Origin of the sequence: Nocardioides sp. (assembly GCF_004803405.1) — a bacterium.
Taxonomy (GTDB): domain Bacteria; phylum Actinomycetota; class Actinomycetes; order Propionibacteriales; family Nocardioidaceae; genus Nocardioides; species Nocardioides vastitatis.
The window spans coordinates 1-20536 of the sequence record NZ_SSXI01000005.1; the positions used below are offsets into that span (position 1 = coordinate 1).

A 20536-nucleotide genomic window follows, 5' to 3' on the forward strand; every position below is an offset into this window, starting at 1 on the left:
CACCCAGGTCCTCTACCGCCAGCTCGGGCGGACCCCGGCGTGGCGCCGCGAGGTCCTGGCGGCTGCCGGCGGCTACCGCGACGCCGTCGCCGACCACCTCGAGGGGCGCAGGTCGCTGCGCAGCGTGCTGACCACCCTCACCTCGACCCTGCCGGCGTGGCGGATCGTCCGGCCCCCTCCCGCCGACGACCTGATCCGGTTCTACCGCAAGGGCGAGCGCGTGTTCGGCGTCCCGTGGCAGGTCCTCGCCGCCGTCAACTTCGTGGAGACCGGCTTCGGGAAGATCCGCGGCTTCTCCAGTGCCGGCGCCCGAGGCCCGATGCAGTTCATCCCCGCGACCTGGGAGGCGTACGGCGAGGGCGACATCGACGACCCGCACGACTCGATCATGGCGGCTGCGCGGTACCTCGCCGCGAACGGCGGCGACACCGCCGCGGGGCTCGACGGAGCCCTCTACGCGTACAACCACCACGAGGGCTACGTGCGGGGCATCCGGGCCTACGCGCGGCTCATGGAGCGCGACCCGGGCGCGTTCCGGCAGCTCTACCGCTGGCAGATCATCTACCTCTCGACGCGCGGGGACGTCTGGCTGCCGATCGGCTACCGGAGCCGGGAGTCGCTGCCGGTGGCCCGCTACCTCCGTCAGCATCCGGACCGGCTGCTCAGCGGGACGACCGACTGAGCGTCGTCCGACCGTCGCGCGGGGGCCACCGGTTTCCACCCGCAGCGGTGGGTACTGCTCCGGCATGACCGATCAGGAGCGACTCGAAGCGATCCAGGCCGTCGTCGACCGGGTCACCTCGTGGCAGGACGGCGCCACCGAAGGAACCGTCGCGGAGGAGCTGCGCAACGGTGCCAGGGAGGTCGGCGTCGAGATGTCCGACGAGGAGATCCGCAGGCTCGCCGACGTCATCGAGGACAGGCACGCCGCGGTGGACGCTGCCGAGGTCCTCTCCGAGAGCTAGGACTCGTCCTGGCCCTTGTCGGCGTGCCCCAACGGCTTGCCCGGCGCCGCCACGTCCCGGACCCGACGCTTGAGGTCGGTGATCTCCGGGAAGCCGCCCTCGCGCTTGCGGTTCCACACGCTCGTGGTGCCGCTCGCCGACTCGACGTCGATCCGGAACACGCCTGCCTCGACGTCCTTCGCCGCCGGCTTGAGCGCGACCTCGGCCAGGTCGTCCTCGAAGGTCTGGAGGAGCTCCGCGGCGTACCATTGCGCGCGGAGCAGCCACTTGCACTTCACGCAGTAGGTGATGACGACGCGGCTCACGCCCTCATTCTCCCCTCAGGGTGAGACCGGGCGCGTGGCGGCCTGGAGGCCTGTGGACGCGAAGCGGGGATCGTCGGCGACGCGTGCCACGATGACTGGACCGATGAACGTCCTCGCACAGCTCTCCGACGCCTTCCTGGCCCGCCACTTCGACGCCGGGACGCTGATGCGCGCCCGTGAGGTGGTGACGCTCGGCCGAGTGCGGCGTCCTGAGATCGGGATGCTGTCGGCGGGGTCGGTGACGGCGACGGCGGAGGTCGAGGGCTCGCGCGAGGTGCCCTACCAGGTCCAGCTCCACGCGGAGGCGCCCTCCGAGGGCTACGAGGGCTGGCTGTTCACGGTCTGCACGTGCCCGGTCCGGTCGGTGTGCAAGCACGGCGCCGCGCTGGCGCTGACCCTGCGACAGACGTTCACCCATCCCGAGCCGGAGGCGGCCTGGCGGCGCACCCTCGAGCGCCTGGTGGCCGAGCTCGACCGGCACCAGCAGGTGCCGGTCGAGGAGGTCCCGCTCGCGCTCGAGATCAGCCTCGAGGAGTCACGCGGCAGCTACCGGTCGCTGGGCCCCACGCTGCGGGTCCGGCCGATGCGACGTGGCAAGAACAAGCCCTGGATCAAGACCGGCGCCGACTGGAACGACGTCGGCCTCGGCGGAGCCGCCCGCGGCTTCCCGCGCGATCAGGCCGAGGCCGTCGCCGCGATGCACGCGCTGTGGGCCGGCCACCGCTCCTACTACTACACGGGGGGCGCTCCCGCCCTGGAGGAGTTCGGCGAGCACGTCGTGCGCGCCCTGCGCACGGCCCGCGACGCCGGGGTCACCCTGCTGGCCGCTCCCCCGCTGCGGGAGGTCGAGCTCGCCGACGGGCGAGCCGAGGTGATCGCCGAGCTGAGCGACGTCGGCGGGGCCACGCAGCTGCGGGCCGTGGTGACGCTCGACGACCGGACGTGGCGCGGCGATGCCGTCCTGCCCGTCGGCAGCCCCGCCGGCGTCGTCGGCATCCTGGACCAGGAGGGCCGGCTCGTGATCGCGGAGACCACCGCCCCGGTTCCCCCGTCGTTGAGGCACCTGCTGGACGGCCCGCCGATCGTCGTACCCCAGGGCGACCTGGCGGACTTCCGCGACTCCCTGCCCGGGCTGATGCGGCACCTGCCGGTCCGTGCCGAGGACAGCGCCGTCGAGCTGCCCGAGCCGCTGAGGCCGACGCTGGTGCTGACGGTGACCTGGCACAGCGCCACCAAGGCGGGACTGTCCTGGCACTGGCGGTACGGCGACGACCCCTCGCGCACCTGTCCGCTCGGAAGCTTCGACCTGCTGGGCGGGGTCCGCGACAAGCCCGCCGAGAAGCAGGTCCTGGCTGCCGTGCCACCCGCGCTGCTGCGCACGGCCACCGTCACCGACGGCGAGGCGCTGACCCTCGCGATCCACGACCTGCCGCATCTGCGGTCCCTGGACGACATCGAGGTGGTCGAGGAGGAGCGGCCCGACTTCCGCGAGGCCGACACCGCGCCCGAGATCGCCTTCGAGCTGATAGAGCCGGTGCCGGGCGCCGACCACACCGACTGGCTCGACCTCGAGGTGGCCGTCACCGTCGATGGCGAGCGGATCCCGCTGCCCGACGTGCTGGCCGCGCTCACGCTCGGGCTGGAGTTCCTGGTGCTGCCGAGCGGCCTCTACGTCACCACCGACCGGCCCGAGTTCGACCGGCTCCGCGAAGTGGTGACGGCGGCCGCCGAGCTGCGCGAGCGCGACGGCGAACGGATCGGCGTCGGGCGTCACGATCTCGGCCTGTGGGCGCAGCTCGCCGAGACCGGGGTGGTGGACTCGCAGGTCGCGGAGTGGGTGCAGCGCGCCCAGGCGCTCCGCGACCTCGTCGCGATCCCGAGGCCGGAGCCGCGCGGCCTGGAGACCGAGCTGCGCTCCTACCAGCGCGAGGGCTTCTGGTGGCTGGCGTTCCTGTGGCAGCACGGCCTCGGCGGGATCCTGGCCGACGACATGGGCCTCGGCAAGACGCTGCAGGTGCTGGCGCTCATCGCGCACGCGAAGCACCACCGGCCCGACGAGGGCCCGTTCCTGGTCGTGGCTCCGACCAGTGTGGTCACGGCCTGGGCCTCCGAGGCAGCCCGGCACGCGCCCGGCCTGCGGGTGGGGATCGCGTCTCGCCGCACCGACGACGTCGCCGCCATCGCGCGGGAGAACGACATCGTCGTGACGACCTACACACTCCTGCGCCTCGCGCACCTGCGCTACTCCACCGTCGAGTGGGGTGGGCTGGTCCTCGACGAGGCACAGCAGGTGAAGAACCACCAGAGCAAGACCTACGCCGCCGTCCGCACCGTCCCCGCGCCGTTCAAGCTCGCGGTCACCGGCACCCCGTTCGAGAACCGGCTGATGGAGCTGTGGGCGCTGCTGTCGATCACGGTGCCGGGGCTCTACCCGTGGCCGCGGCTGTTCAACGAGCGAGTGGTGCGACCGGTGGAGCGCGGCGGCGACAGGGCGGTGCTGGACCGGTTCCGGGCACGGATCAAGCCCTTCCTCCTGCGCCGGACCAAGGAGCTGGTCGCCGACGACCTGCCGCCGAAGCAGGAGCAGGTGCTGGCGGTCGACCTCGAGGCACGCCACCGCAAGATCTACGACACCCACCTGGCCAAGGAGCGCCAGCGGATCCTGGGTCTGGTCGATGACTTCGACCGCAACCGGGTCGCGATCTTCAGCGCCCTCACCAAGCTCCGGCAGCTCGCGCTGGACCCGGCGCTCGTCGACCCGGCGCACGACCGCGTCGGCTCAGCCAAGCTCGACGTCCTCGTCGACCACCTGCTCGAGATCACCGAGGAGGGTCACCGGGCCCTGGTGTTCAGCCAGTTCACGTCCTTCCTCGGCCGGGTGCGTTCCCGGCTCGCGGACGCCGCCATCGCGACCACCTACCTCGACGGCTCAACCCGTGACCGCGGCGCGGTCATCGAGGAGTTCCGCTCCGGCGAGGCTCCGGTGTTCCTGATCTCCCTCAAGGCCGGCGGCGTCGGGCTCACCCTGACCGAGGCCGACTACGTGTTCGTCCTCGACCCGTGGTGGAACCCGGCGGCCGAGGCCCAGGCCGTCGACCGCGCACACCGGATCGGCCAGAGCGAGCACGTGCACGTCTACCGGCTGGTCGCCACCGACACCATCGAGGAGAAGGTGATGACGCTCAAGGCCCGCAAGGCCGAGCTGTTCGCGCAGGTGATCGACGGCGAGGGGGCGATGAGCACCTCGATCGACGCGGAGGACATTCGGGGGCTGTTCGAGGACTGACCGCGTGCCCGGGTCAGGCCGTCGTGTGGCGGTTCCAGTCGGCGCCCGGCGGCTTGGCCTCGAGCCAGGCCTGGAAGCCGGTGAGCGACGACGTGCTCATCGCCAACTCCACCAGCCCGCCCGGGGACTGACAGCGGATCACGAGGTGGTCGGGGTAGAGCGACGTCTGCTCGGCGCCGAGCGGCTCCCGCCGGCCGTCGTACTCGAGCTCCTCACGCGTCCAGGACCGTTTCGGACGCCGGGAGAGGGAGAAGACCCGGAACCACTCGAGCCGCTCGCCGGAGTAGCGGCCCAGACCCAGCACCCAGCCCCGGCCGGGCTGGTCGGTCCGCAGGCGGTGGCTCAGCTCGAAGGTGCCGCCGTGCCGGGACAGCAGACGGCGCCGGACGACGAGTCCGGCGCCGTACAGCACAAGGATGAGCAGCAACGCGCCCGAGATGTCGAGCAGCCAGGCCCACCATGCCATCTGCGTGTTACGAGACCTTCTCCGCCGCGCGAATGCGGGCCTCGGCGTGGCGGACGCGCTGCTCCGCCTCGTTGTTGGTGCTGAGGAGGTGACGCGCCTCCTCGAGCTCGATCTTGACCGCGTCCAGGTCGATGTCCTCGGCGCGCTCGACGTACTCGGCGAGGATCGAGACCCGGTTGTTGGCCACCGAGAGGAATCCTCCGTCGACCGCGACGACGACGACCTGGTCGGTGTCGGCGACCTGGATCTCCACCACGGACGGCGACAGCAGCGACAGCGTCGGCGCATGGTCGCGCAGCACACCGATGTCACCCTCCAGCGTGCGCGCGATGATCATCGCGGCGTCGCCGGACCAGACGATCCGGTCGGCAGCGACGAGCTCGACGTGCAGGTTGTCGGGAGTGGACTCCGCCATGATCAGAGGCTCTTCTGGATCTCGGCCCAGTTGCGCTCGACGTCGTCGAGACCGCCGCACATGAAGAACGCCTGCTCGGCCACGTGGTCGTACTCACCCTCGGCGATCTTGTTGAACGCCTCGATGGTGTCGGCGACCGACACGGTCGAACCCTCGATGCCGGTGAACTGCTTGGCGACGTAGGTGTTCTGCGAGAGGAACCGCTGGATCCGGCGAGCCCGGGACACGATGACCTTGTCCTCCTCGGACAGCTCGTCGACGCCCAGGATCGCGATGATGTCCTGCAGCTCCTTGTTGCGCTGGAGGATCTGCTTGACGCGGATCGCGCAGTCGTAGTGCGCCTGACCGATGTACTGCGGGTCGAGGATCCGCGAGGTCGAGGTCAGCGGGTCCACGGCCGGGTAGATACCGAGCGATGCGATCTCACGCGACAGCTCGGTGGTGGCGTCCAGGTGCGCGAAGGTGGTGGCCGGCGCCGGGTCGGTGTAGTCGTCCGCGGGCACGTAGATCGCCTGCATCGAGGTGATCGAGTGACCACGGGTCGAGGTGATCCGCTCCTGCAGCGTGCCCATCTCGTCGGCCAGGTTGGGCTGGTAGCCCACGGCGGACGGCATCCGGCCGAGCAGCGTGGAGACCTCCGAGCCGGCCTGGGTGAACCGGAAGATGTTGTCGATGAACAGCAGCACGTCCTGCTTCTGCACGTCGCGGAAGTACTCCGCCATCGTCAGCGCGGACAGCGCGACCCGCAGGCGGGTGCCCGGCGGCTCGTCCATCTGGCCGAACACGAGGGCGGTCTGGCCGAAGACGCCGGCCTCCTCCATCTCGACGATGAGGTCGTTGCCCTCACGGGTGCGCTCGCCGACCCCGGCGAACACCGACACACCACCGTGGTTGCGGGCCACACGCGCGATCATCTCCTGGATGAGCACGGTCTTGCCCACGCCGGCGCCGCCGAACAGGCCGATCTTTCCACCGGTCACGTACGGCGTCAGGAGGTCGATGACCTTGATGCCGGTCTCGAACATCTGGGTCTTCGACTCGAGCTGGTCGAACGCCGGCGCCTTGCGGTGGATGCCCCAGCGCTCGTTGATCTCGACCTTCTCGCCCTCTTCGAGGTTGAGGATGTCGCCCGTCGTGTTGAACACGCGGCCGAGGGTCACGTCGCCGACGGGGACCGTGATCGGCCCGCCGGTGTCGGTGACGTTCTGGCCACGGACCAGGCCGTCGGTCGGCTTCAGCGAGATGGCGCGGACCAAGCCGTCGCCGATGTGCTGGGCGACCTCGAGGGGCAGCACCGTGGTCTCGCCGCCGAGGGTGACCTCGACCTCGAGCTTGTTGTAGATCTCCGGCATGGCGTCGACCGGGAACTCGATGTCGACGACCGGGCCGATCACGCGAGCGATCCGACCCACGGACGTGGTGGTCTCTTCAGCCGTAGCAGTCATTGCCTTCTCCGATATATCTGGTGGGTCAGTCGTTCGCAGCCTGGGCGTCGGCAAGGGCGTTCACGCCGCCGACGATCTCGCTGATCTCCTGGGTGATGCCGGCCTGGCGAGCCTGGTTGGCGATCCGCGTGAACTTCTTGATGAGCTCGTCCGCGTTGTCGGTCGCGGACTTCATGGCCTTCTGGCGGGCGGCGAGCTCGGAGGCGGCCGCCTGCAGCAGGCAGTAGAAGATCCGGCTCTGGACGTACTGCGGGAGCAGGCCGTCCAGCACCTGCTCCGCGGACGGCTCGAACTCGTACAGCGGCAGCAGGTCCTCGTCCTCCGGGGCGGTCTCCCCCTCGACCACCTCGAGCGGCAGCAGTCGCACCGCCGTCGGCTCCTGGGTCAGCATCGAGCGGAACCGGGTGTAGACGATGTGGACCTCGTCCACGTCGCCCTCCTCGCCCTGGTCCTTGAGGAACGCCTCGATCAGAGCCGAGCCGATCTCGGCCGCCTTGTCGTACGTCGGCTGGTCGGAGAACCCGGTCCAGGACTGCACGAACGGGCGGGCGCGGAACTTGAAGTACGCCTCGGCCTTGCGACCGGCGAGGAAGTAGTCGATCTCCTTGCCCTCGTCGCGCAGCCGTTCGCTGAGGCGTTCGACCTCCTTCAGCACGCTCGAGGAGTAGGCGCCGGCGAGGCCACGGTCGCTGGTGATCACCAGGACCGCGGCGCGCTTCGGGTTCTCCTCCTCCCGGGTCAGCGGGTGGTCGACGTTCGAGAACGTCGCCACCGCCGACACGGCACGGGTCAGCTCCCGGGCGTACGGCGCTGCCGCCGCCGCCCGCTGCTGCGCCTTGATGATCCGGGACGCAGCGATGAGCTCCATGGCGCGCGTGATCTTCTTCATCGACTCCGTCGACTTGATCCGCGCGCGGTACTCACGCAGCGATACGGCCATGCGTCAGCCCCGCTTCTGCTTGACGATCTGCTCCTGCTCGAGCTCCTCGTCCGGCAGCGCGCCGGCCTCGGGCTCGTGGCCGACCTTGATCGAGCCGCCCTCCGACGTCTCGAACTGGTCCAGGAAGGAGTTGTAGGCCGCCTCCAGGCCGTCCTCGTCCTCGAACTTCTGCGTCTCGCGGATGGCGGCCAGCAGGCCGTCGTGCGAGCGACGCAGGAAGTCGAGGAACTCGCCCTCGAACCGCAGCACGTCCTCGGTCGGCACCGGGTCCAGGCGACCGGTGGTGCCGAGCCACAGGGAGACGGTCATCTCCTCGAGCGGGTACGGCGAGTACGCGCGCTGCTTGAGCAGCGCCATCAGCCGCTGGCCGCGGGCCAGCTGCTGCTTCGACGCGGCGTCCAGGTCGGAGGCGAACATCGCGAACGCCTCCATCGCGCGGTACTGGGCGAGGTCGACCTTGAGCGAGCCCGTGACGGCCTTCATCGCCTTGGTCATCGCAGCACCGCCGACGCGGGAGACCGAGATGCCGACGTCGATCGCCGGGCGCTGGTTGGCCGCGAACAGGTCGGACTGCAGGAAGATCTGGCCGTCGGTGATCGAGATGACGTTGGTCGGGATGAACGCCGAGACGTCGTTGGCCTTGGTCTCGATGATCGGCAGACCGGTCATCGAGCCCGAGCCGAGGTCGTCGGAGAGCTTCGCGCAGCGCTCGAGCAGCCGGCTGTGCAGGTAGAAGACGTCACCCGGGTAGGCCTCACGGCCCGGCGGACGACGCAGCAGCAGCGACACGGCGCGGTAGGCCTCGGCCTGCTTGGTCAGGTCGTCGAACACGATGAGGACGTGCTTGCCGTCGTACATCCAGTGCTGGCCGATCGCGGAGCCGGTGTACGGCGCGAGGTACTTGAAGCCAGCGCTGTCCGACGCCGGGGCGGCGACGATGGTGGTGTACTCCAGGGCACCGGCCTCCTCGAGGGCACCACGCACGGAGGCGATGGTCGAGCCCTTCTGACCGATGGCGACATAGATGCAGCGGACCTGCTTGGTCGGGTCGCCCGACTCCCAGTTCTGCTTCTGGTTGATGATCGTGTCGATGGCGATGGTCGTCTTGCCGGTCGCACGGTCACCGATGATCAGCTGGCGCTGGCCACGGCCGATCGGGGTCATCGAGTCGATCGCCTTGATGCCGGTGGCGAGCGGCTCGTGGACCGACTTGCGGTGCATGACGCCAGGCGCCTGGAGCTCGAGGGCGCGGCGGCCGGTGGTCGCAAGCTCACCGAGACCGTCGATCGGCTTGCCGAGCGGGTCGACGACGCGGCCCAGGTAGCCGTCGCCGACGGGCACCGAGAGGATCTCGCCGGTACGCCGGACCGCCTGGCCCTCCTCGATCTTGTCGAAGTCACCGAGCACGACGACGCCGATCTCGCGGTCCTCGAGGTTCAGCGCGAGACCGAGCGTGCCGTCCTCGAACTCCAGAAGCTCGTTGGCCATCGCCGACGGGAGGCCGCTGACGCGAGCGATGCCGTCTCCGGCGGAGGCGACGGTGCCGACCTCCTCCTTGCTGGCAGCCCCGGGCTGGTAGTCCGCGACGTACTTGGCGAGGGCGTCGCGGATCTCGTCCGGACGGATGGAGAGTTCCGTCATCTCAGGTGCCTTCTCTCTTGTCTGTCTGTCTTGAAGTCGTAGGTGCCGGGTCAGCCGGCGATCTTGCGGCGAGCGTCGTCCAGGCGGCTGGAGACGGTGCCGTCGATGACGTCATCGCCGATCTCGACCCGGATCCCACCGATGACGGTGGGGTCGACGACGATGTTGAGGTGGACCGGGCGGCCGTACTGGCGCGCCAGCCCGGTCGCGAGGCGCCCCTGGTCGCGCTCGGCGAGCGGGCGTGCGACGTAGACCGTCGCCACGCCTTCGCCGTGCACGTCGGCCGCGGTCTTCTCGTAGTTCTCCAGCGCAGCCGTCACGGTCCGGTAGGAGCCGGACAGTGCCTGGCGGACCAGGAGCGCCGTCGCGGGCAGTGCCCTGCCGGAGAGCAGGGAGTCGACGAGCGCGGACTTGTCAGCCTCGGCGCGGGCCGGGTCCGACAGCGCGTTGCGCAGCTCGCTGTTCTCGTTGACCGTCTGTCGCACGGCGAACAGCTCGTCGACCAGCCGCTCACCCTCGGAGCCGGCCGACCGGACCGCACCGATCACGCCGAGGTGCTCCAGCGCGTCGGCGAGGTCCCGGTTGCGGGTCCACCGTCGGCTGACCGCCGACGTGAGCAGCTCCAGGGTCGTCGGGTCGATCTTGCCCCCGAACAGCTGGGTCACCAGTCCGGTGCGCGCCTCCGCGGCCACGGACGGGTCGGTCGCGAAGCGTCGGAGGGACCCCTCCGCCCGGAGGCTCTGGGCCACCGAGAAGAGGTCCTGGGCCACCGTCGCGGCCGAGGACTCGGCCACCCCACCGAGCTGGTCGGTGAGGACGGCCGCAGCCTCAGCAGAGGCTCCCCGGAAGGACACCATCAGCTCTCCTTGGCGACCAGGTCGCCGGACTCGACCTCGGCGAGGAAGCGCTCGATGACGCGGGCCTGCCGGTCGTCGTCCTCCAGCGACTCGCCGACGATGCGGCCGGCGAGGCCGGTCGCGAGCGTGCCGACCTCGGCGCGGAGCGAGGTGATCGCCTGCTGGCGCTCCGCCTCGATCTGCACCTTGCCGTGCTCGACGATCCGGGCGGCCTCGGACTGAGCCTGCTCCCGCATCTCGGCCACGATCGCAGCGCCCTGTTCGCGAGCCTCCTCGCGGATCCGAGCAGCCTCGTGACGAGCGTCGGCCAGCTGCTGCTCGAGCTCGGCGAGCTTGGCGTCAGCCTCGGCCTGCTTGGTCTCGGCCGCGGCGAGGCCGCCCTCGATCGCCGTGGTTCGCTCGGAGAACGTCTTCTCGAAGTTCGGTGCGACGAACTTCTTGATGGCGAAGAAGAGGATGCCGAACACCACGAGGGCGAGCGCAACCTCCTCCCACAGGGGAAGGAGCGGGTTGTGCTCCTCGCCCTCCTCTGCCGCGAGGATCACCAACAGTGACTTCATGGACCTGACCTATCTTGGTCGAGCTTGGTGGTCGTTACTGCACTCAGTGCTTGCCGTCGGAGACGACAAGGATCACTGGGTGCTCGAGCCGGTGAGGACGAACGCCAGGGCGATGCCGATGATCGCGAGCGCCTCGGCGAGCGCGAAGCCGAGGATCGCGATCGACTGCAGGCGGCCCTGCGCCTCGGGCTGGCGGGCAACGCCGTTGATGTAAGCGGCGAAGATGAGACCGATGCCGATACCCGGGCCGATGGCAGCCAGGCCGTAACCGATCATGTTGAGAGAGCCACCCATGGCTACTTTCCTTTCGGGTTGTTTTCTCGTGCGAGAACTGTGGGGGTTGGGGACGGGACGTGGATCAGGGCTTCGTGGGCTGGTACTCGTCGGCCTAGTGCTCGTCGGCCAGGGCACCCTGGATGTACATGGCGTTCAGCAGGGTGAAGACGTAGGCCTGCAGGACCTGGACCAGGATCTCCAGGAAGCTCACCAGGATCGCCAGGATCCACGACGCACCGCCCGCGACGATGCCGATCACGCCGCCGTACTCGGCGATGAGGTACAGGCCGCCCGTGGCGAACAGCACCAGCAGGATGTGCCCGGCGAACATGTTCGCGAAGAGTCGCAGCGCCAGCGTGACCGGGCGGACCAGGATGTTGGAGAAGAACTCGAGCGGCACCAGGAGCGGATACATGAAGGGGCTGACCCCGGACGGCACACTCTGGAGCTTCAGGTAGCCGATCGGACCGTGCTTCCAGATGCCGACCGCGTTGTAGATGACCCATGACAGTCCGGCCAGCGCGTAGGCCATGCCGGCGCGGCTGAACGTCGGGAACTGGATGAACGGCAGGCTCGCGAAGAGGTTGTTGACCAGGATGAAGAAGAAGATCGCGACCAGGTAGGGCACGAACCTCTGGAAGTCGTGGCTGCCGATGATGTCGCGGCCGATGCCGTTGCGCACGAAGCTGTAGGCGCCCTCGCCGGCGAACTGGAGCCTCCCGGGGACCAGCTGACGGCGGCGCGCGGCCAGGTAGAAGAACGTGAAGACCAGCCCGGCCGCGAGGACCAGCTGCAGCATCGGCTTCGTCACGCCGAACCCGGCGATCTCGAAGACCGGGGGCAGGTCGAAGATGCCCGGGCCCGGGGCGCTGAAGCCCTCGGCCTGCGGGGCTGCGACGGTGGCGCTGGCTGCGGTGATCACCAGGTCTCCTCTACGTGTCCTGCTCTGGGTCCTGCGTGGGCTGCTCGGTCGGCTCCGGCCGGAAGCGGCTGAAGGTCATGTAGATCCCCAGCGCTGCGCCGATCAGGATGCCGATGGCCACGAGGTAACGGGTACCGAGCCAAAGATCTGCGAGCCAGCCGAGAAACCCGTAGAACGCGACCCCGGCCACGATGTAGCCGAACGCGTGCCACGGATCGCCCTTGGGCTTCTCCTCGGGCTGACTCATTGCGCCCCGGACAATAGCAGCCGTGCCGGGTCATCGCGCACCGCCCTCGGACGGGCCCTGGAAGGCCGGGATCCGAGCCGTCGTCGAGAGGCGGATCTGCACTGCGATCCACACGAACGCGCCCGCGATGATCGCTCCGCCGAGCCAGTTGCGGCTGAGACCGTCGTCCAGCAGCCCGGAGCGGTTCAGGGCCACGAACGCCAGCGCCATCAGCAGCACCTGGAACGTGTACGTGACCATCGCGAACAGGAGCGAGGCCGCCGGCATCAGGCGGGACACGGCGTCGACGGCGAACGCGCCGAAGGCGAAGACGCCCACCGAGATGGCCGTGCCGACCAATGCGCCGTAGGCAGCCGTCGAGCCCGAGACGACGCCACCGAGGGCCACGAGCCCCAGTCCGACGGCGAGGGCGGCCACGGCCGCGCGGGTCACCGCGGCGGACGTGCGGGTCTCGGTCGTCTTCATCGGCGGCCGTTCCTAGTCGCTGTTCTGACGGGCTCGGGATGGTCTCTCCCGGAGTTCGTGAAAGTTATCACAAGGTCTCGGCAGGCTTCGAATCGGCCTCTGCCGCAGGCTCGATCGCGACGCCTTCGGGGCTCTCGGGTGCCTCCGCGGGGGCCGCCTCCGCCACCCGCTCCGGGTCCTCGCTCGGCTCCTCCTGCGACGTTTCGAGGTCGGGGCTGTGGACCATGGGCAGCGCGAAGGTGAGGGCGACCGTGGCCACCAGGCTCAGCACCAGGGCGATCCACACCGTCATGCCGGTGAACAGGCTGGCGACGACCACGCCGAAGGCGATCAGACCCGCCCAGAGCCACATGATGATCACCGCCCGCCGGTGGGAGTGGCCGATCTCGAGCAGGCGATGGTGCAGGTGCTGCTTGTCGGGGGCGAACGGCGACCGCCCCGCTCGCGTTCGTCGTACGACGGCGAGGACCAGGTCCGCCAGCGGGACGATCAGGATCATGATCGGCAGCGCCACCGGCAGCAGCACGGGCAGCAGGCTGGCCCGCGCGCCGTCCGCACCCTCCGCGAGGTCACCGGGCGAGAACTGGGTGGTGACCGTGATCGCGGTGGCCGAGAGGACCAGGCCGATCAGCATCGACCCGCTGTCGCCCATGAAGACCCGGGCCGGGTGGAAGTTGTGGACCAGGAACCCGGCGCAGGCGCCGGCCAACGCCGCGGACAGCAGCGCGCCGGTGGTCGCCAACGTGACGCCGTTGAGGAAGGCCAGCGAGTAGCAGAAGAGGAAGAACGCCGAGGCGCTGATACCGATCACCCCGGCCGCCAGCCCGTCCAGGCCGTCGATGAAGTTGACCGCGTTGACCGTCGCGACGACGACGAGCGCCGTCAGCAACGCGCCCTGCGCCGCGTCGAGCGAGAAGACCTCGCCCTGGGACCGGTAGAAATAGCGGAACTGGATCCCGGAGTAGACCAGCACACCCACGGCGAGCACCTGCCCGCCGAACTTGGTGAGCGCGTCGAGGTCGAAGATGTCGTCGATGACGCCGACCGCGCACACGAGCGCCCCGGCCGACAGCACCGCGAGCGCGTCCTCGAAGACGAACGGGTTCGCCGTACTGAGGAACGGGAGCTCCCTCGCGATGAGGTAGGCCGCGAAGAGCCCGCCCATCATCGCGAGACCGCCCAGATAGGGGACCGGCTCTGCGTGGACGTCGCGGTCGCGCACCTTCGCCACCGCTCCGGTGCGGATGGCGATCTCCCTGGCGACCACGGTCAGCAGGTAGGTGACCGTGGCGGCGACCAGGAACACGACGACGTACTCACGCATCCTGCGACTCGGCCCCCTCGCCGCTGTCGTCCGCGTCGGTGCCGGGCTCGCCGGTGTCGACGGTGATCCCGAGCTCGGCGAGCGCCGCGTCCAGCTCCTCGACGGAGATCGCGCCGAGGCGGAGCAGGCGCGGCCGGTCGCCCGTCGCGTCCAGGATCGTCGAGGCGACACCGCCCGGCGACGCGCCGCCGTCGACCACGACCGCCACGGCCTCCCCCAGCATCTCCATCGCCTCGTCGGCGTCGACCGCCGCGGGTCGGCCGGTGAGGTTGGCCGAGCTGACGGCAAGCGGGCCGGTGCGGTCGAGCAGGGCTCGGGTCAGCTCATGGTCGGGCATCCGCACGGCCACCGTGCCGCGCGTCTCGCCCAGGTCCCACTGGAGCGACGGCTGCTGGTGGCACACGATGGTCAGCGCGCCCGGCCAGAACTGCTGGACCAGTACCGTCACGTAGCTCGGCACCCGCGAGGCCAGCGCCTCGAGCGTCCCCGTCGAGCTGACCAGGACGGGCGGGGGCATCTCCCGGCCGCGACCCTTCGCGCCGAGCAGGCGCGCCACGGCGTCGGGATCGAAGGCGTCGGCGCCGACGCCGTAGACGGTGTCGGTAGGGATGACCACGAGACGTCCGCGTCTGACGGCGCGGCTCGCGGCATCGATCGCCGCCTCGCGCTCTTCGTCGGTCTGCGTCTGAAACCGCTCGGCACTCACGATGTGCATCCTCCCATCGGTTGGCCGTTCCTCGTCGTGGTGGTCAGCGTGGGCGGCGTGCCGTGAGGTACCGCGGCCGCCCGGCGAGGTCCCGGTGGTCGCGGACCTCCTCCCACCGGCCGCTGCCACTGAACACCGCGGGCGCCGACTCGCCCTGGACGTCGGCGTGCTCGACGCCGACGACTCCGCCCGCTCGCAGCAGCACGACGCCGCGCGCCTCGATCGCGCGGACCGCATCCAACCCGTCCTCACCCGAGAACAGCGCGAGGTGCGGGTCGTGGTCGCGGGCCTCCACGGCCACCGACTCCCACGCCTCGAGCGGCACGTAGGGCGGGTTGCTCACCAGCACGTCGACGGTACCCGCAAGGTCGTCGAAGGCCGAGGACAGGTCCCCCAGGCGGAGCTCCACTCCCGTGCCGGCGAGGTTGCGCTCGGCCCACGCGTGCGCGGCCGGGTCGAGCTCGACCGCGTGCACGCGTGCCTCGGGGACCTCGTCGGCGATGCTGCGAGCGATCACGCCCGAGCCGGTGCAGAGGTCGGCCACCACGGGCGGCCGTCCGGAGGAGGCCGCCGCGGCCCGCGCCTGCTCGACCGCCCAGCCGGCGAGAAGCTCCGTCTCCGGGCGCGGCACGAACACCCCGGGCCCGACCTCGACCGAGACGTGGCGGAACCAGGCCCGGCCGACCAGGTGCTGCAGGGGCTCCCGGGCCGCGCGCCGCACCACGAGGTCGTCGTACGCGCCCACCGCGCTCTCGGCGACCTCGTCGAGGAGGAGGAGCTGGGACCGACGGGTGCCCAGCACGTGAGCGAGCAGCTCGCCGGCATCGTGCTCGGGGCTGGCGACCCCGGCGGCGCGGAGCCGTTCGGCGGCCTCCCTCAACAGCGCCCGGGCCTGTGCCATGTCAGTCCTCCAGCGCCGCGAGACGGGCCGCCATGTCGGTGTCGACGCACGAGTCGAGCAGCGGCTGGAGGTCCCCGTCGAGCACCTGGTCGAGGTTGTAGGACTTGTAGCCCGTGCGGTGGTCGGAGATCCGGTTCTCGGGGTAGTTGTAGGTGCGGATCCGCTCGGACCGGTCGACGGTGCGGACCTGGCTGCGGCGCGCGTCGCTGGCCTCGGCGTCGGCCGCGTCCTGTGCGGCCTGCAGCATCCGGGCGCGGAGGATCCGCATCGCCTGCTCCTTGTTCTGCAGCTGCGACTTCTCGTTCTGGCAGCTCACCACGATGCCGGTCGGCAGGTGCGTGATCCGGACGGCGGAATCGGTGGTGTTGACACTCTGGCCGCCCGGTCCGGACGAGCGGAAGACGTCGATGCGGAGGTCGTTCTCGTTGATCTCCACGTCGACCTGCTCAGCCTCGGGCATCACCAGCACCCCGGCCGCCGAGGTGTGGATCCGGCCCTGTGACTCGGTGACCGGCACCCGCTGCACGCGGTGCACGCCGCCCTCGAACTTGAGCAGGGCGTACGGCGTCTGACCGGGCTCGGGCGACCCCGTGCCCTTCACCGCGACGGTGACCGACTTGTATCCGCCGAGGTCGGACTCGGTGGCATCCAGGATCTCGGTCTTCCAGCCCCGGCGCTCGGCGTAGCGGCTGTACATGCGGAGCAGGTCGCCGGCGAAGAGGGCACTCTCCTCGCCGCCCTCCCCTGACTTCACCTCGAGGATGGCGTCCTTGTCGTCGGTGGGGTCCCGCGGCACCAGCAGGCGGCGGAGCCGCTCGGCCGCGGACTCACGCTGCTGGAGGATCGCGTCGACCTCGTCGGCGAAGGACGGGTCGTCCGCGGCCAGCTCACGGGCGGCCTCCGCGTCCTCGCTGTGCTGTCGCCACTCGCGCCAGGTCGCGATGATCGCGTTGAGCTCCGCGTAACGGCGGTTCAAGGAGCGTGCGAGCCGAGCGTCGGCGTGGGTCTCGGGCAGGCCGAGCCTCGTCTCGAGCTCGGCGTGCTCGGCGAGCATCCCCTCGACGGCTTCGAACATCGGGACTCCTTGGTTGGGGGCTGCAGGTTTCACCGGTTAACCGGCGATTCCTGCACTTCCCGGCCGTTGCAACGCCCGAGAAGTGCAGGGAGACCTCCGACCTGCGGGCGTGCAAATGACGAACGCCGGTCGACCCACCCGAAGGCGGGGCGACCGGCGCGGTCAGGCAGCTACTTCTTGGTGGCCTTGGCGTAGCGGGCCTCGAAGCGGGCGACGCGGCCGCCGGTGTCGAGGATCTTCTGCTTGCCGGTGTAGAACGGGTGGCACTGCGAGCAGACGTCGGCGTGGATCGTGCCGGAGGTCGCGGTGCTGCGCGTCGTGAACTGGGCACCACAGGTGCAGGTCACCTGGGTCACGACGTAGTCGGGGTGGATGTCCTTCTTCATGGTGTCCTCTCACTATGTCCCGGGTCGCCGCACACGACGCGAGGCGTGAACCGGGACTGACCGAGCCATTCTACGGATCCGGCCGGATGCCGACGAATCGGTGACGGCCACTCCTCAACCGCGGAACGCGGTCGCGGATTCCCGAGCCGCTCAGGCCCCGTCGGCCGGGGTGGTCTTCTGCACCTGCAGCAGGAACTCGTAGTTCGTCTTCGACTTCCTGAGCCGCTCCAGGAGCAGCTCGAGGCCCTGGGTGCCGTCCAGGTTGGCGAGGACGCGACGAAGCTTCCAGACGATCTCCAGCTCCTCCCTGCCCATGAGCATCTCCTCACGCCGGGTACCGGATGCGACCGCGTCGATCGCGGGGAACATCCGCTTCTCGGCAAGCTCGCGGCGAAGCCGGATCTCCATGTTCCCGGTGCCCTTGAACTCCTCGAAGATCACCTCGTCCATCTTCGAGCCGGACTCGACGAGCGCGGTGGCGAGAATGGTCAGGGACCCGCCGTTCTCGACGTTGCGCGCAGCCCCGAAGAACTTCTTCGGCGGGTAGAGCGCCGCCGAGTCGACGCCACCGGAGAGGATCCTCCCGGACGCCGGCGTGGAGAGGTTGTACGCCCTTCCCAGCCTCGTGATCCCGTCAAGCAGGACCACGACGTCGTGGCCGAGCTCGACGAGGCGCTTCGCACGCTCGATGGCCAGCTCGGCCACCGTCGTGTGGTCGCTCGCCGGGCGGTCGAAGGTGCTCGCGATGACCTCGCCCTTGACCGAGCGCTCGAAGTCGGTGACCTCCTCCGGCCGCTCGTCGACCAGGACGACCATCAGGTGGCACTCGGGGTTGTTCGTCGTGATCGAGTTCGCGATCGACTGCATGATCATCGTCTTGCCGGCCTTGGCGGGCGAGACGATCAGACCGCGCTGACCCTTGCCGATGGGCGAGGCGATGTCGATGACCCGGCCCGTCAGGTTGTCGGGCGTGGTCTCCATCCGCAGTCGCTCGGTGGGGTAGAGCGGGGTGAGCTTGGAGAACTCGACCCGGTTCTTCGCCTGCTCGGGGTCCAGGCCGTTGACCGTGTCGATGCGGACCATCGGGTTGAACTTCTCCCGGCGCTCGCCCTCTCGGGGTTGGCGCACCTGTCCGGTGATCGCATCGCCGCGGCGCAGGCCGTACCTCCGGACGAGGGACAGCGACAGGTAGACGTCGTCAGAGCCGGCGAGGTAGCCGCTGGTCCGCACGAACGCGTAGTTGTCGAGTACGTCGAGGATGCCCGCAGCCGGAACCAGGACGTCGTCCTCACGCACCTCGGTGTCAGGCTCGCGGGTGCCCCGCGCGGTGCGGTCGCGGTCCCGGCCGCGCCGGCGACGGTTGCGGCGGCTGCCGCCCTCGCCGTCGCCGTCCTGGTCGTCCTGGTCCAGCCGATCCTGATCCTGCCGGTCCTGGTCCTGCCGGTCCTGGCGGTCCTGCCGGTTCTGCCGGTTCTGGTCCTGGCGGTCCTGCCGGTTCTGGTCCTGGCGGTTCTGGTCCGGCTTGGCCTGCCCGCCCTGCTTGTCCTGCTTGGCCTGGGCATCCTGCTTGTCCTGCTTCGCCTGGCCGCCGCCCTGCTTCTGCTGGCCGCCCTGCTTGTCCTGGCCGCCCTGCTTGTCCTGGCCGCCCTGCTTGTCCTGGCCGCCCTGCCTCTGCTGGCCACCCTGCTTGCCCTGGCCACCTCGCTCGGGCTTGTCGGCCTTCCTGGTCTGCTCGTCGGACCGCGCGGACTCCTCGGCACCCGCGTCCTTCGTCGGAGTGGGCGGCTGCTCCGGGGCAGCCTCGGCCGCCTGCTCGTCCCGGGCGACAGGCGCCTGGTCGGGCGTGCCCGCCTGGTCGGCCCGCTCAGGCCTTTCGGCCCGCTCCGACCTGGCGGGCTTCTCGGCCTGCTCGGGGTTCGCGCCCGAGTCAACGGCCTCGGGCTGACGGCGCGCGCCGCGACCACCATCGCCCCCATCGCCGCTGTCGCCGGTGTCGCCGCCGCGTGACGCGGACTGCGCCGCCTTGATGGCCTCGATGAGCTGGGCCTTCTTCATGCTGCCGGCACGGGGGATGCCCATCCCGCCGGCCATCGCCTTGAGGTCCGCGAGCAGCATCGAGTTGAGTCCACCGCCGCGCTTCCTGGGGGCGCCGCTCTGCTCGGCGGCGGGCGCGGTGGAGTCGAGGGTCTCTGTCACGTGAGTCCTTCCCACGTATCACGCACGTTCCCAATCCGGGCTGTACCCGGCGGAACGGCAAACTGGACTGACTTCTTCTCCGACCGGAACGGCTCTGTCGACGCAGATCGTGGTGCAGACCTGATCGAGCCGATCGGTGTCGGCCCGGGCCGGAGGAGGGCGGGCCCTCGAAGGGGCTCGCGCGGCGCCGAGATCTCTGGGCGCACAGTCAATGTACCACCCGAGGACGGCGGATCAGCGAGGTTCCACCACCGGCGCGGCCCCCACGCTGCTGATCGCCAGCGCGTGGGCCTCCCATCCGTCCGGGCAACGCCGGAGCAGGCCGGCCGTGGTCGTCGTACCGACGCCGTCGGCGAACGCGAGGACCGTGGGGCCGGCGCCGGACACGACGGCAGGCAAACCGTCCTCGCGCAGGGCCTCCACCAGCGCGAGGCTCTCGGGCATGGCGGGGCGGCGGTACTGCTGGTGCAGCCGGTCCTCGGTCGCCCGGAGCAGCTGCTCGGGGCGGCTGTCGAGCGCCGCGACCAGGAGGGCCGCCCGGCCGGCGTTGGCCGCGGCATCCCCGTGCGGGACCTCGGCGGGCAGCAGACCACGCGCAGCCTCGGTCGAGACCGGGGTGGTCGGCACGAACACGACCGTGCTGATGCGCGGGTCGACGGAGCCGGGGACGGCGTAGAAGGAGCCGTCGGGGTCCTGGCCGGCGATCACGAATCCTCCGAGGAGGGCCGGAGCCACGTTGTCCGGGTGACCCTCGATCTGCGCGGCGAGGTCGAGCAGGGCGGTGTCGTCGAGCAGCAGGCGTCCGCCGGCGACCAGCTCGCGGGCCAGCCATACGCCGGCAACGATCGCCGCGGACGACGAACCGAGGCCACGGGCATGCGGGATCACGTTCTTGCACGTCAGCCGCAGGCCCGGTGGGGTGACCGCGAGGCGGTCGAACGTCGCACGCATGGCCCGCACCACCAGGTGGCGCTCGTCCAGCGGGACCTCGTCCTCGCCGAACCCGCTGACCTCGATCGCGAGCCCGCCCGGGGTGACCTCGGCCTCGAGGTCGTCGCGCAGCTCGAGGGCGAGGCCGAGCGCGTCGAAGCCTGGGCCGAGGTTCGCGGACGTCGCGGGTACGGTCACCCGGACGGGTCCGTCGACGAACGTCATCGG

22 protein-coding genes are annotated in these 20536 nt (G+C 70.3%); 3 read left to right on the forward strand and 19 right to left on the reverse strand.

Annotated features, from left to right (window positions below; genetic code table 11):
* A partial coding sequence (locus E7Z54_RS00470; protein ID WP_136430862.1) for a lytic transglycosylase domain-containing protein occupies window positions 1-682 on the forward strand: 682 nt, incomplete at its 5' end.
* 64 nt (window positions 683-746) lie between these two features.
* Window positions 747-965, forward strand: coding sequence for a hypothetical protein (locus tag E7Z54_RS00475; protein WP_136430863.1), 219 nt, complete (start codon window positions 747-749; stop codon window positions 963-965).
* Here the strand turns inward: E7Z54_RS00475 and E7Z54_RS00480 are convergent.
* Complete coding sequence (locus E7Z54_RS00480) at window positions 962-1270, reverse strand: SelT/SelW/SelH family protein (RefSeq protein ID WP_136430864.1); 309 nt, start codon at window positions 1268-1270, stop codon at window positions 962-964. The two genes, E7Z54_RS00475 and E7Z54_RS00480, sit on opposite strands and share 4 nt — an antisense overlap.
* A gap of 103 nt (window positions 1271-1373) precedes the next feature.
* Here E7Z54_RS00480 and E7Z54_RS00485 point away from each other — a divergent pair, with 103 nt between their 5' ends.
* Window positions 1374-4556 (forward strand): DEAD/DEAH box helicase, encoded by a 3183-nt coding sequence (locus E7Z54_RS00485; RefSeq protein WP_136430865.1) that lies wholly within the window; start codon window positions 1374-1376, stop codon window positions 4554-4556.
* Window positions 4557-4569: 13 nt separating this feature from the next.
* Here the strand turns inward: E7Z54_RS00485 and E7Z54_RS00490 are convergent, their stop codons facing one another.
* The 18 genes from E7Z54_RS00490 to thrB form a co-directional block, all read right to left on the reverse strand.
* On the reverse strand, window positions 4570-5022 hold the full coding sequence (locus E7Z54_RS00490) for a DUF2550 domain-containing protein (protein WP_136430866.1): 453 nt from the start codon (window positions 5020-5022) through the stop codon (window positions 4570-4572).
* A 7-nt stretch (window positions 5023-5029) separates the two neighbouring features.
* Entirely contained in the window at window positions 5030-5437 is a 408-nt protein-coding gene (locus tag E7Z54_RS00495; protein ID WP_136430867.1) for a F0F1 ATP synthase subunit epsilon, read from the reverse strand.
* Window positions 5438-5439: 2 nt separating this feature from the next.
* Window positions 5440-6882: a F0F1 ATP synthase subunit beta gene (gene atpD, locus E7Z54_RS00500; RefSeq protein ID WP_136430868.1), complete on the reverse strand. Its 1443-nt coding sequence runs from the start codon at window positions 6880-6882 to the stop codon at window positions 5440-5442.
* Window positions 6883-6907: 25 nt separating this feature from the next.
* Window positions 6908-7822 carry a F0F1 ATP synthase subunit gamma gene (locus E7Z54_RS00505; protein WP_136430869.1) on the reverse strand — a complete coding sequence of 305 codons (915 nt, stop codon included), beginning with the start codon at window positions 7820-7822 and terminating at the stop codon, window positions 6908-6910.
* A 3-nt stretch (window positions 7823-7825) separates the two neighbouring features.
* Window positions 7826-9463 carry a F0F1 ATP synthase subunit alpha gene (gene atpA, locus E7Z54_RS00510; RefSeq protein ID WP_136430870.1) on the reverse strand — a complete coding sequence of 546 codons (1638 nt, stop codon included), beginning with the start codon at window positions 9461-9463 and terminating at the stop codon, window positions 7826-7828.
* Window positions 9464-9513: 50 nt separating this feature from the next.
* Window positions 9514-10320 carry a F0F1 ATP synthase subunit delta gene (locus tag E7Z54_RS00515; protein ID WP_240769433.1) on the reverse strand — a complete coding sequence of 269 codons (807 nt, stop codon included), beginning with the start codon at window positions 10318-10320 and terminating at the stop codon, window positions 9514-9516.
* Window positions 10320-10880: a F0F1 ATP synthase subunit B gene (locus tag E7Z54_RS00520; RefSeq protein ID WP_136430871.1), complete on the reverse strand. Its 561-nt coding sequence runs from the start codon at window positions 10878-10880 to the stop codon at window positions 10320-10322. Before E7Z54_RS00520 ends, E7Z54_RS00515 begins: the two co-directional genes overlap by 1 nt.
* Window positions 10881-10952: 72 nt before the next feature.
* Window positions 10953-11174, reverse strand: coding sequence for an ATP synthase F0 subunit C (atpE, locus tag E7Z54_RS00525; protein ID WP_136430872.1), 222 nt, complete (start codon window positions 11172-11174; stop codon window positions 10953-10955).
* Window positions 11175-11268: 94 nt separating this feature from the next.
* A complete protein-coding gene (atpB, locus tag E7Z54_RS00530; RefSeq protein ID WP_240769434.1) occupies window positions 11269-12078 on the reverse strand; it encodes a F0F1 ATP synthase subunit A in 810 nt (269 codons plus the stop codon).
* A 10-nt stretch (window positions 12079-12088) separates the two neighbouring features.
* Window positions 12089-12325, reverse strand: a complete 237-nt coding sequence (locus tag E7Z54_RS00535) for an AtpZ/AtpI family protein (protein WP_206055932.1) — start codon at window positions 12323-12325, stop codon at window positions 12089-12091.
* Between the two features lie 30 nt (window positions 12326-12355).
* On the reverse strand, window positions 12356-12790 hold the full coding sequence (locus tag E7Z54_RS00540; RefSeq protein ID WP_136430874.1) for a hypothetical protein: 435 nt from the start codon (window positions 12788-12790) through the stop codon (window positions 12356-12358).
* Between the two features lie 67 nt (window positions 12791-12857).
* The gene (locus E7Z54_RS00545) at window positions 12858-14114 is read right to left on the reverse strand and encodes a glycosyltransferase family 4 protein (RefSeq protein ID WP_136430875.1); all 1257 of its coding nucleotides are present in this window, start codon (window positions 14112-14114) and stop codon (window positions 12858-12860) included.
* Complete coding sequence (locus tag E7Z54_RS00550) at window positions 14107-14820, reverse strand: L-threonylcarbamoyladenylate synthase (RefSeq protein WP_240769435.1); 714 nt, start codon at window positions 14818-14820, stop codon at window positions 14107-14109. The genes E7Z54_RS00545 and E7Z54_RS00550 overlap by 8 nt, the downstream gene beginning before the upstream one ends.
* 43 nt (window positions 14821-14863) lie before the next feature.
* Window positions 14864-15721, reverse strand: a complete 858-nt coding sequence (gene prmC, locus E7Z54_RS00555; RefSeq protein WP_136430877.1) for a peptide chain release factor N(5)-glutamine methyltransferase — start codon at window positions 15719-15721, stop codon at window positions 14864-14866.
* A 1-nt stretch (window position 15722) separates the two neighbouring features.
* Complete coding sequence (prfA, locus tag E7Z54_RS00560) at window positions 15723-16796, reverse strand: peptide chain release factor 1 (RefSeq protein ID WP_136430878.1); 1074 nt, start codon at window positions 16794-16796, stop codon at window positions 15723-15725.
* Window positions 16797-16966: 170 nt separating this feature from the next.
* On the reverse strand, window positions 16967-17182 hold the full coding sequence (gene rpmE, locus E7Z54_RS00565; protein WP_136430879.1) for a 50S ribosomal protein L31: 216 nt from the start codon (window positions 17180-17182) through the stop codon (window positions 16967-16969).
* Between the two features lie 150 nt (window positions 17183-17332).
* Window positions 17333-19378, reverse strand: coding sequence for a transcription termination factor Rho (gene rho / locus E7Z54_RS00570; RefSeq protein ID WP_136430880.1), 2046 nt, complete (start codon window positions 19376-19378; stop codon window positions 17333-17335).
* Between the two features lie 234 nt (window positions 19379-19612).
* Window positions 19613-20533 carry a homoserine kinase gene (gene thrB, locus E7Z54_RS00575; protein WP_136430881.1) on the reverse strand — a complete coding sequence of 307 codons (921 nt, stop codon included), beginning with the start codon at window positions 20531-20533 and terminating at the stop codon, window positions 19613-19615.
* Between the last annotated feature and the right edge of the window lie 3 nt (window positions 20534-20536).

Excerpts from the sequence above, each read along its gene's own strand:
- atpD (WP_136430868.1), bottom strand. The coding sequence starts at position 6,882 with ATGACTGCTACGGCTGAAGAGACCACCACGTCCGTGGGTCGGATCGCT.
- prmC (WP_136430877.1), bottom strand. The coding sequence starts at position 15,721 with ATGGCACAGGCCCGGGCGCTGTTGAGGGAGGCCGCCGAACGGCTCCGC.
- E7Z54_RS00515 (WP_240769433.1), bottom strand. The coding sequence starts at position 10,320 with ATGGTGTCCTTCCGGGGAGCCTCTGCTGAGGCTGCGGCCGTCCTCACC.
- E7Z54_RS00540 (WP_136430874.1), bottom strand. The coding sequence starts at position 12,790 with ATGAAGACGACCGAGACCCGCACGTCCGCCGCGGTGACCCGCGCGGCC.
- E7Z54_RS00495 (WP_136430867.1), bottom strand. The coding sequence starts at position 5,437 with ATGGCGGAGTCCACTCCCGACAACCTGCACGTCGAGCTCGTCGCTGCC.
- prfA (WP_136430878.1), bottom strand. The coding sequence starts at position 16,796 with ATGTTCGAAGCCGTCGAGGGGATGCTCGCCGAGCACGCCGAGCTCGAG.
- E7Z54_RS00475 (WP_136430863.1), top strand. The coding sequence starts at position 747 with ATGACCGATCAGGAGCGACTCGAAGCGATCCAGGCCGTCGTCGACCGG.
- E7Z54_RS00535 (WP_206055932.1), bottom strand. The coding sequence starts at position 12,325 with ATGAGTCAGCCCGAGGAGAAGCCCAAGGGCGATCCGTGGCACGCGTTC.
- E7Z54_RS00505 (WP_136430869.1), bottom strand. The coding sequence starts at position 7,822 with ATGGCCGTATCGCTGCGTGAGTACCGCGCGCGGATCAAGTCGACGGAG.
- E7Z54_RS00490 (WP_136430866.1), bottom strand. The coding sequence starts at position 5,022 with ATGGCATGGTGGGCCTGGCTGCTCGACATCTCGGGCGCGTTGCTGCTC.
- atpE (WP_136430872.1), bottom strand. The coding sequence starts at position 11,174 with ATGGGTGGCTCTCTCAACATGATCGGTTACGGCCTGGCTGCCATCGGC.
- atpA (WP_136430870.1), bottom strand. The coding sequence starts at position 9,463 with ATGACGGAACTCTCCATCCGTCCGGACGAGATCCGCGACGCCCTCGCC.
- E7Z54_RS00545 (WP_136430875.1), bottom strand. The coding sequence starts at position 14,114 with ATGCGTGAGTACGTCGTCGTGTTCCTGGTCGCCGCCACGGTCACCTAC.
- thrB (WP_136430881.1), bottom strand. The coding sequence starts at position 20,533 with ATGACGTTCGTCGACGGACCCGTCCGGGTGACCGTACCCGCGACGTCC.
- E7Z54_RS00485 (WP_136430865.1), top strand. The coding sequence starts at position 1,374 with ATGAACGTCCTCGCACAGCTCTCCGACGCCTTCCTGGCCCGCCACTTC.
- E7Z54_RS00520 (WP_136430871.1), bottom strand. The coding sequence starts at position 10,880 with ATGAAGTCACTGTTGGTGATCCTCGCGGCAGAGGAGGGCGAGGAGCAC.
- rpmE (WP_136430879.1), bottom strand. The coding sequence starts at position 17,182 with ATGAAGAAGGACATCCACCCCGACTACGTCGTGACCCAGGTGACCTGC.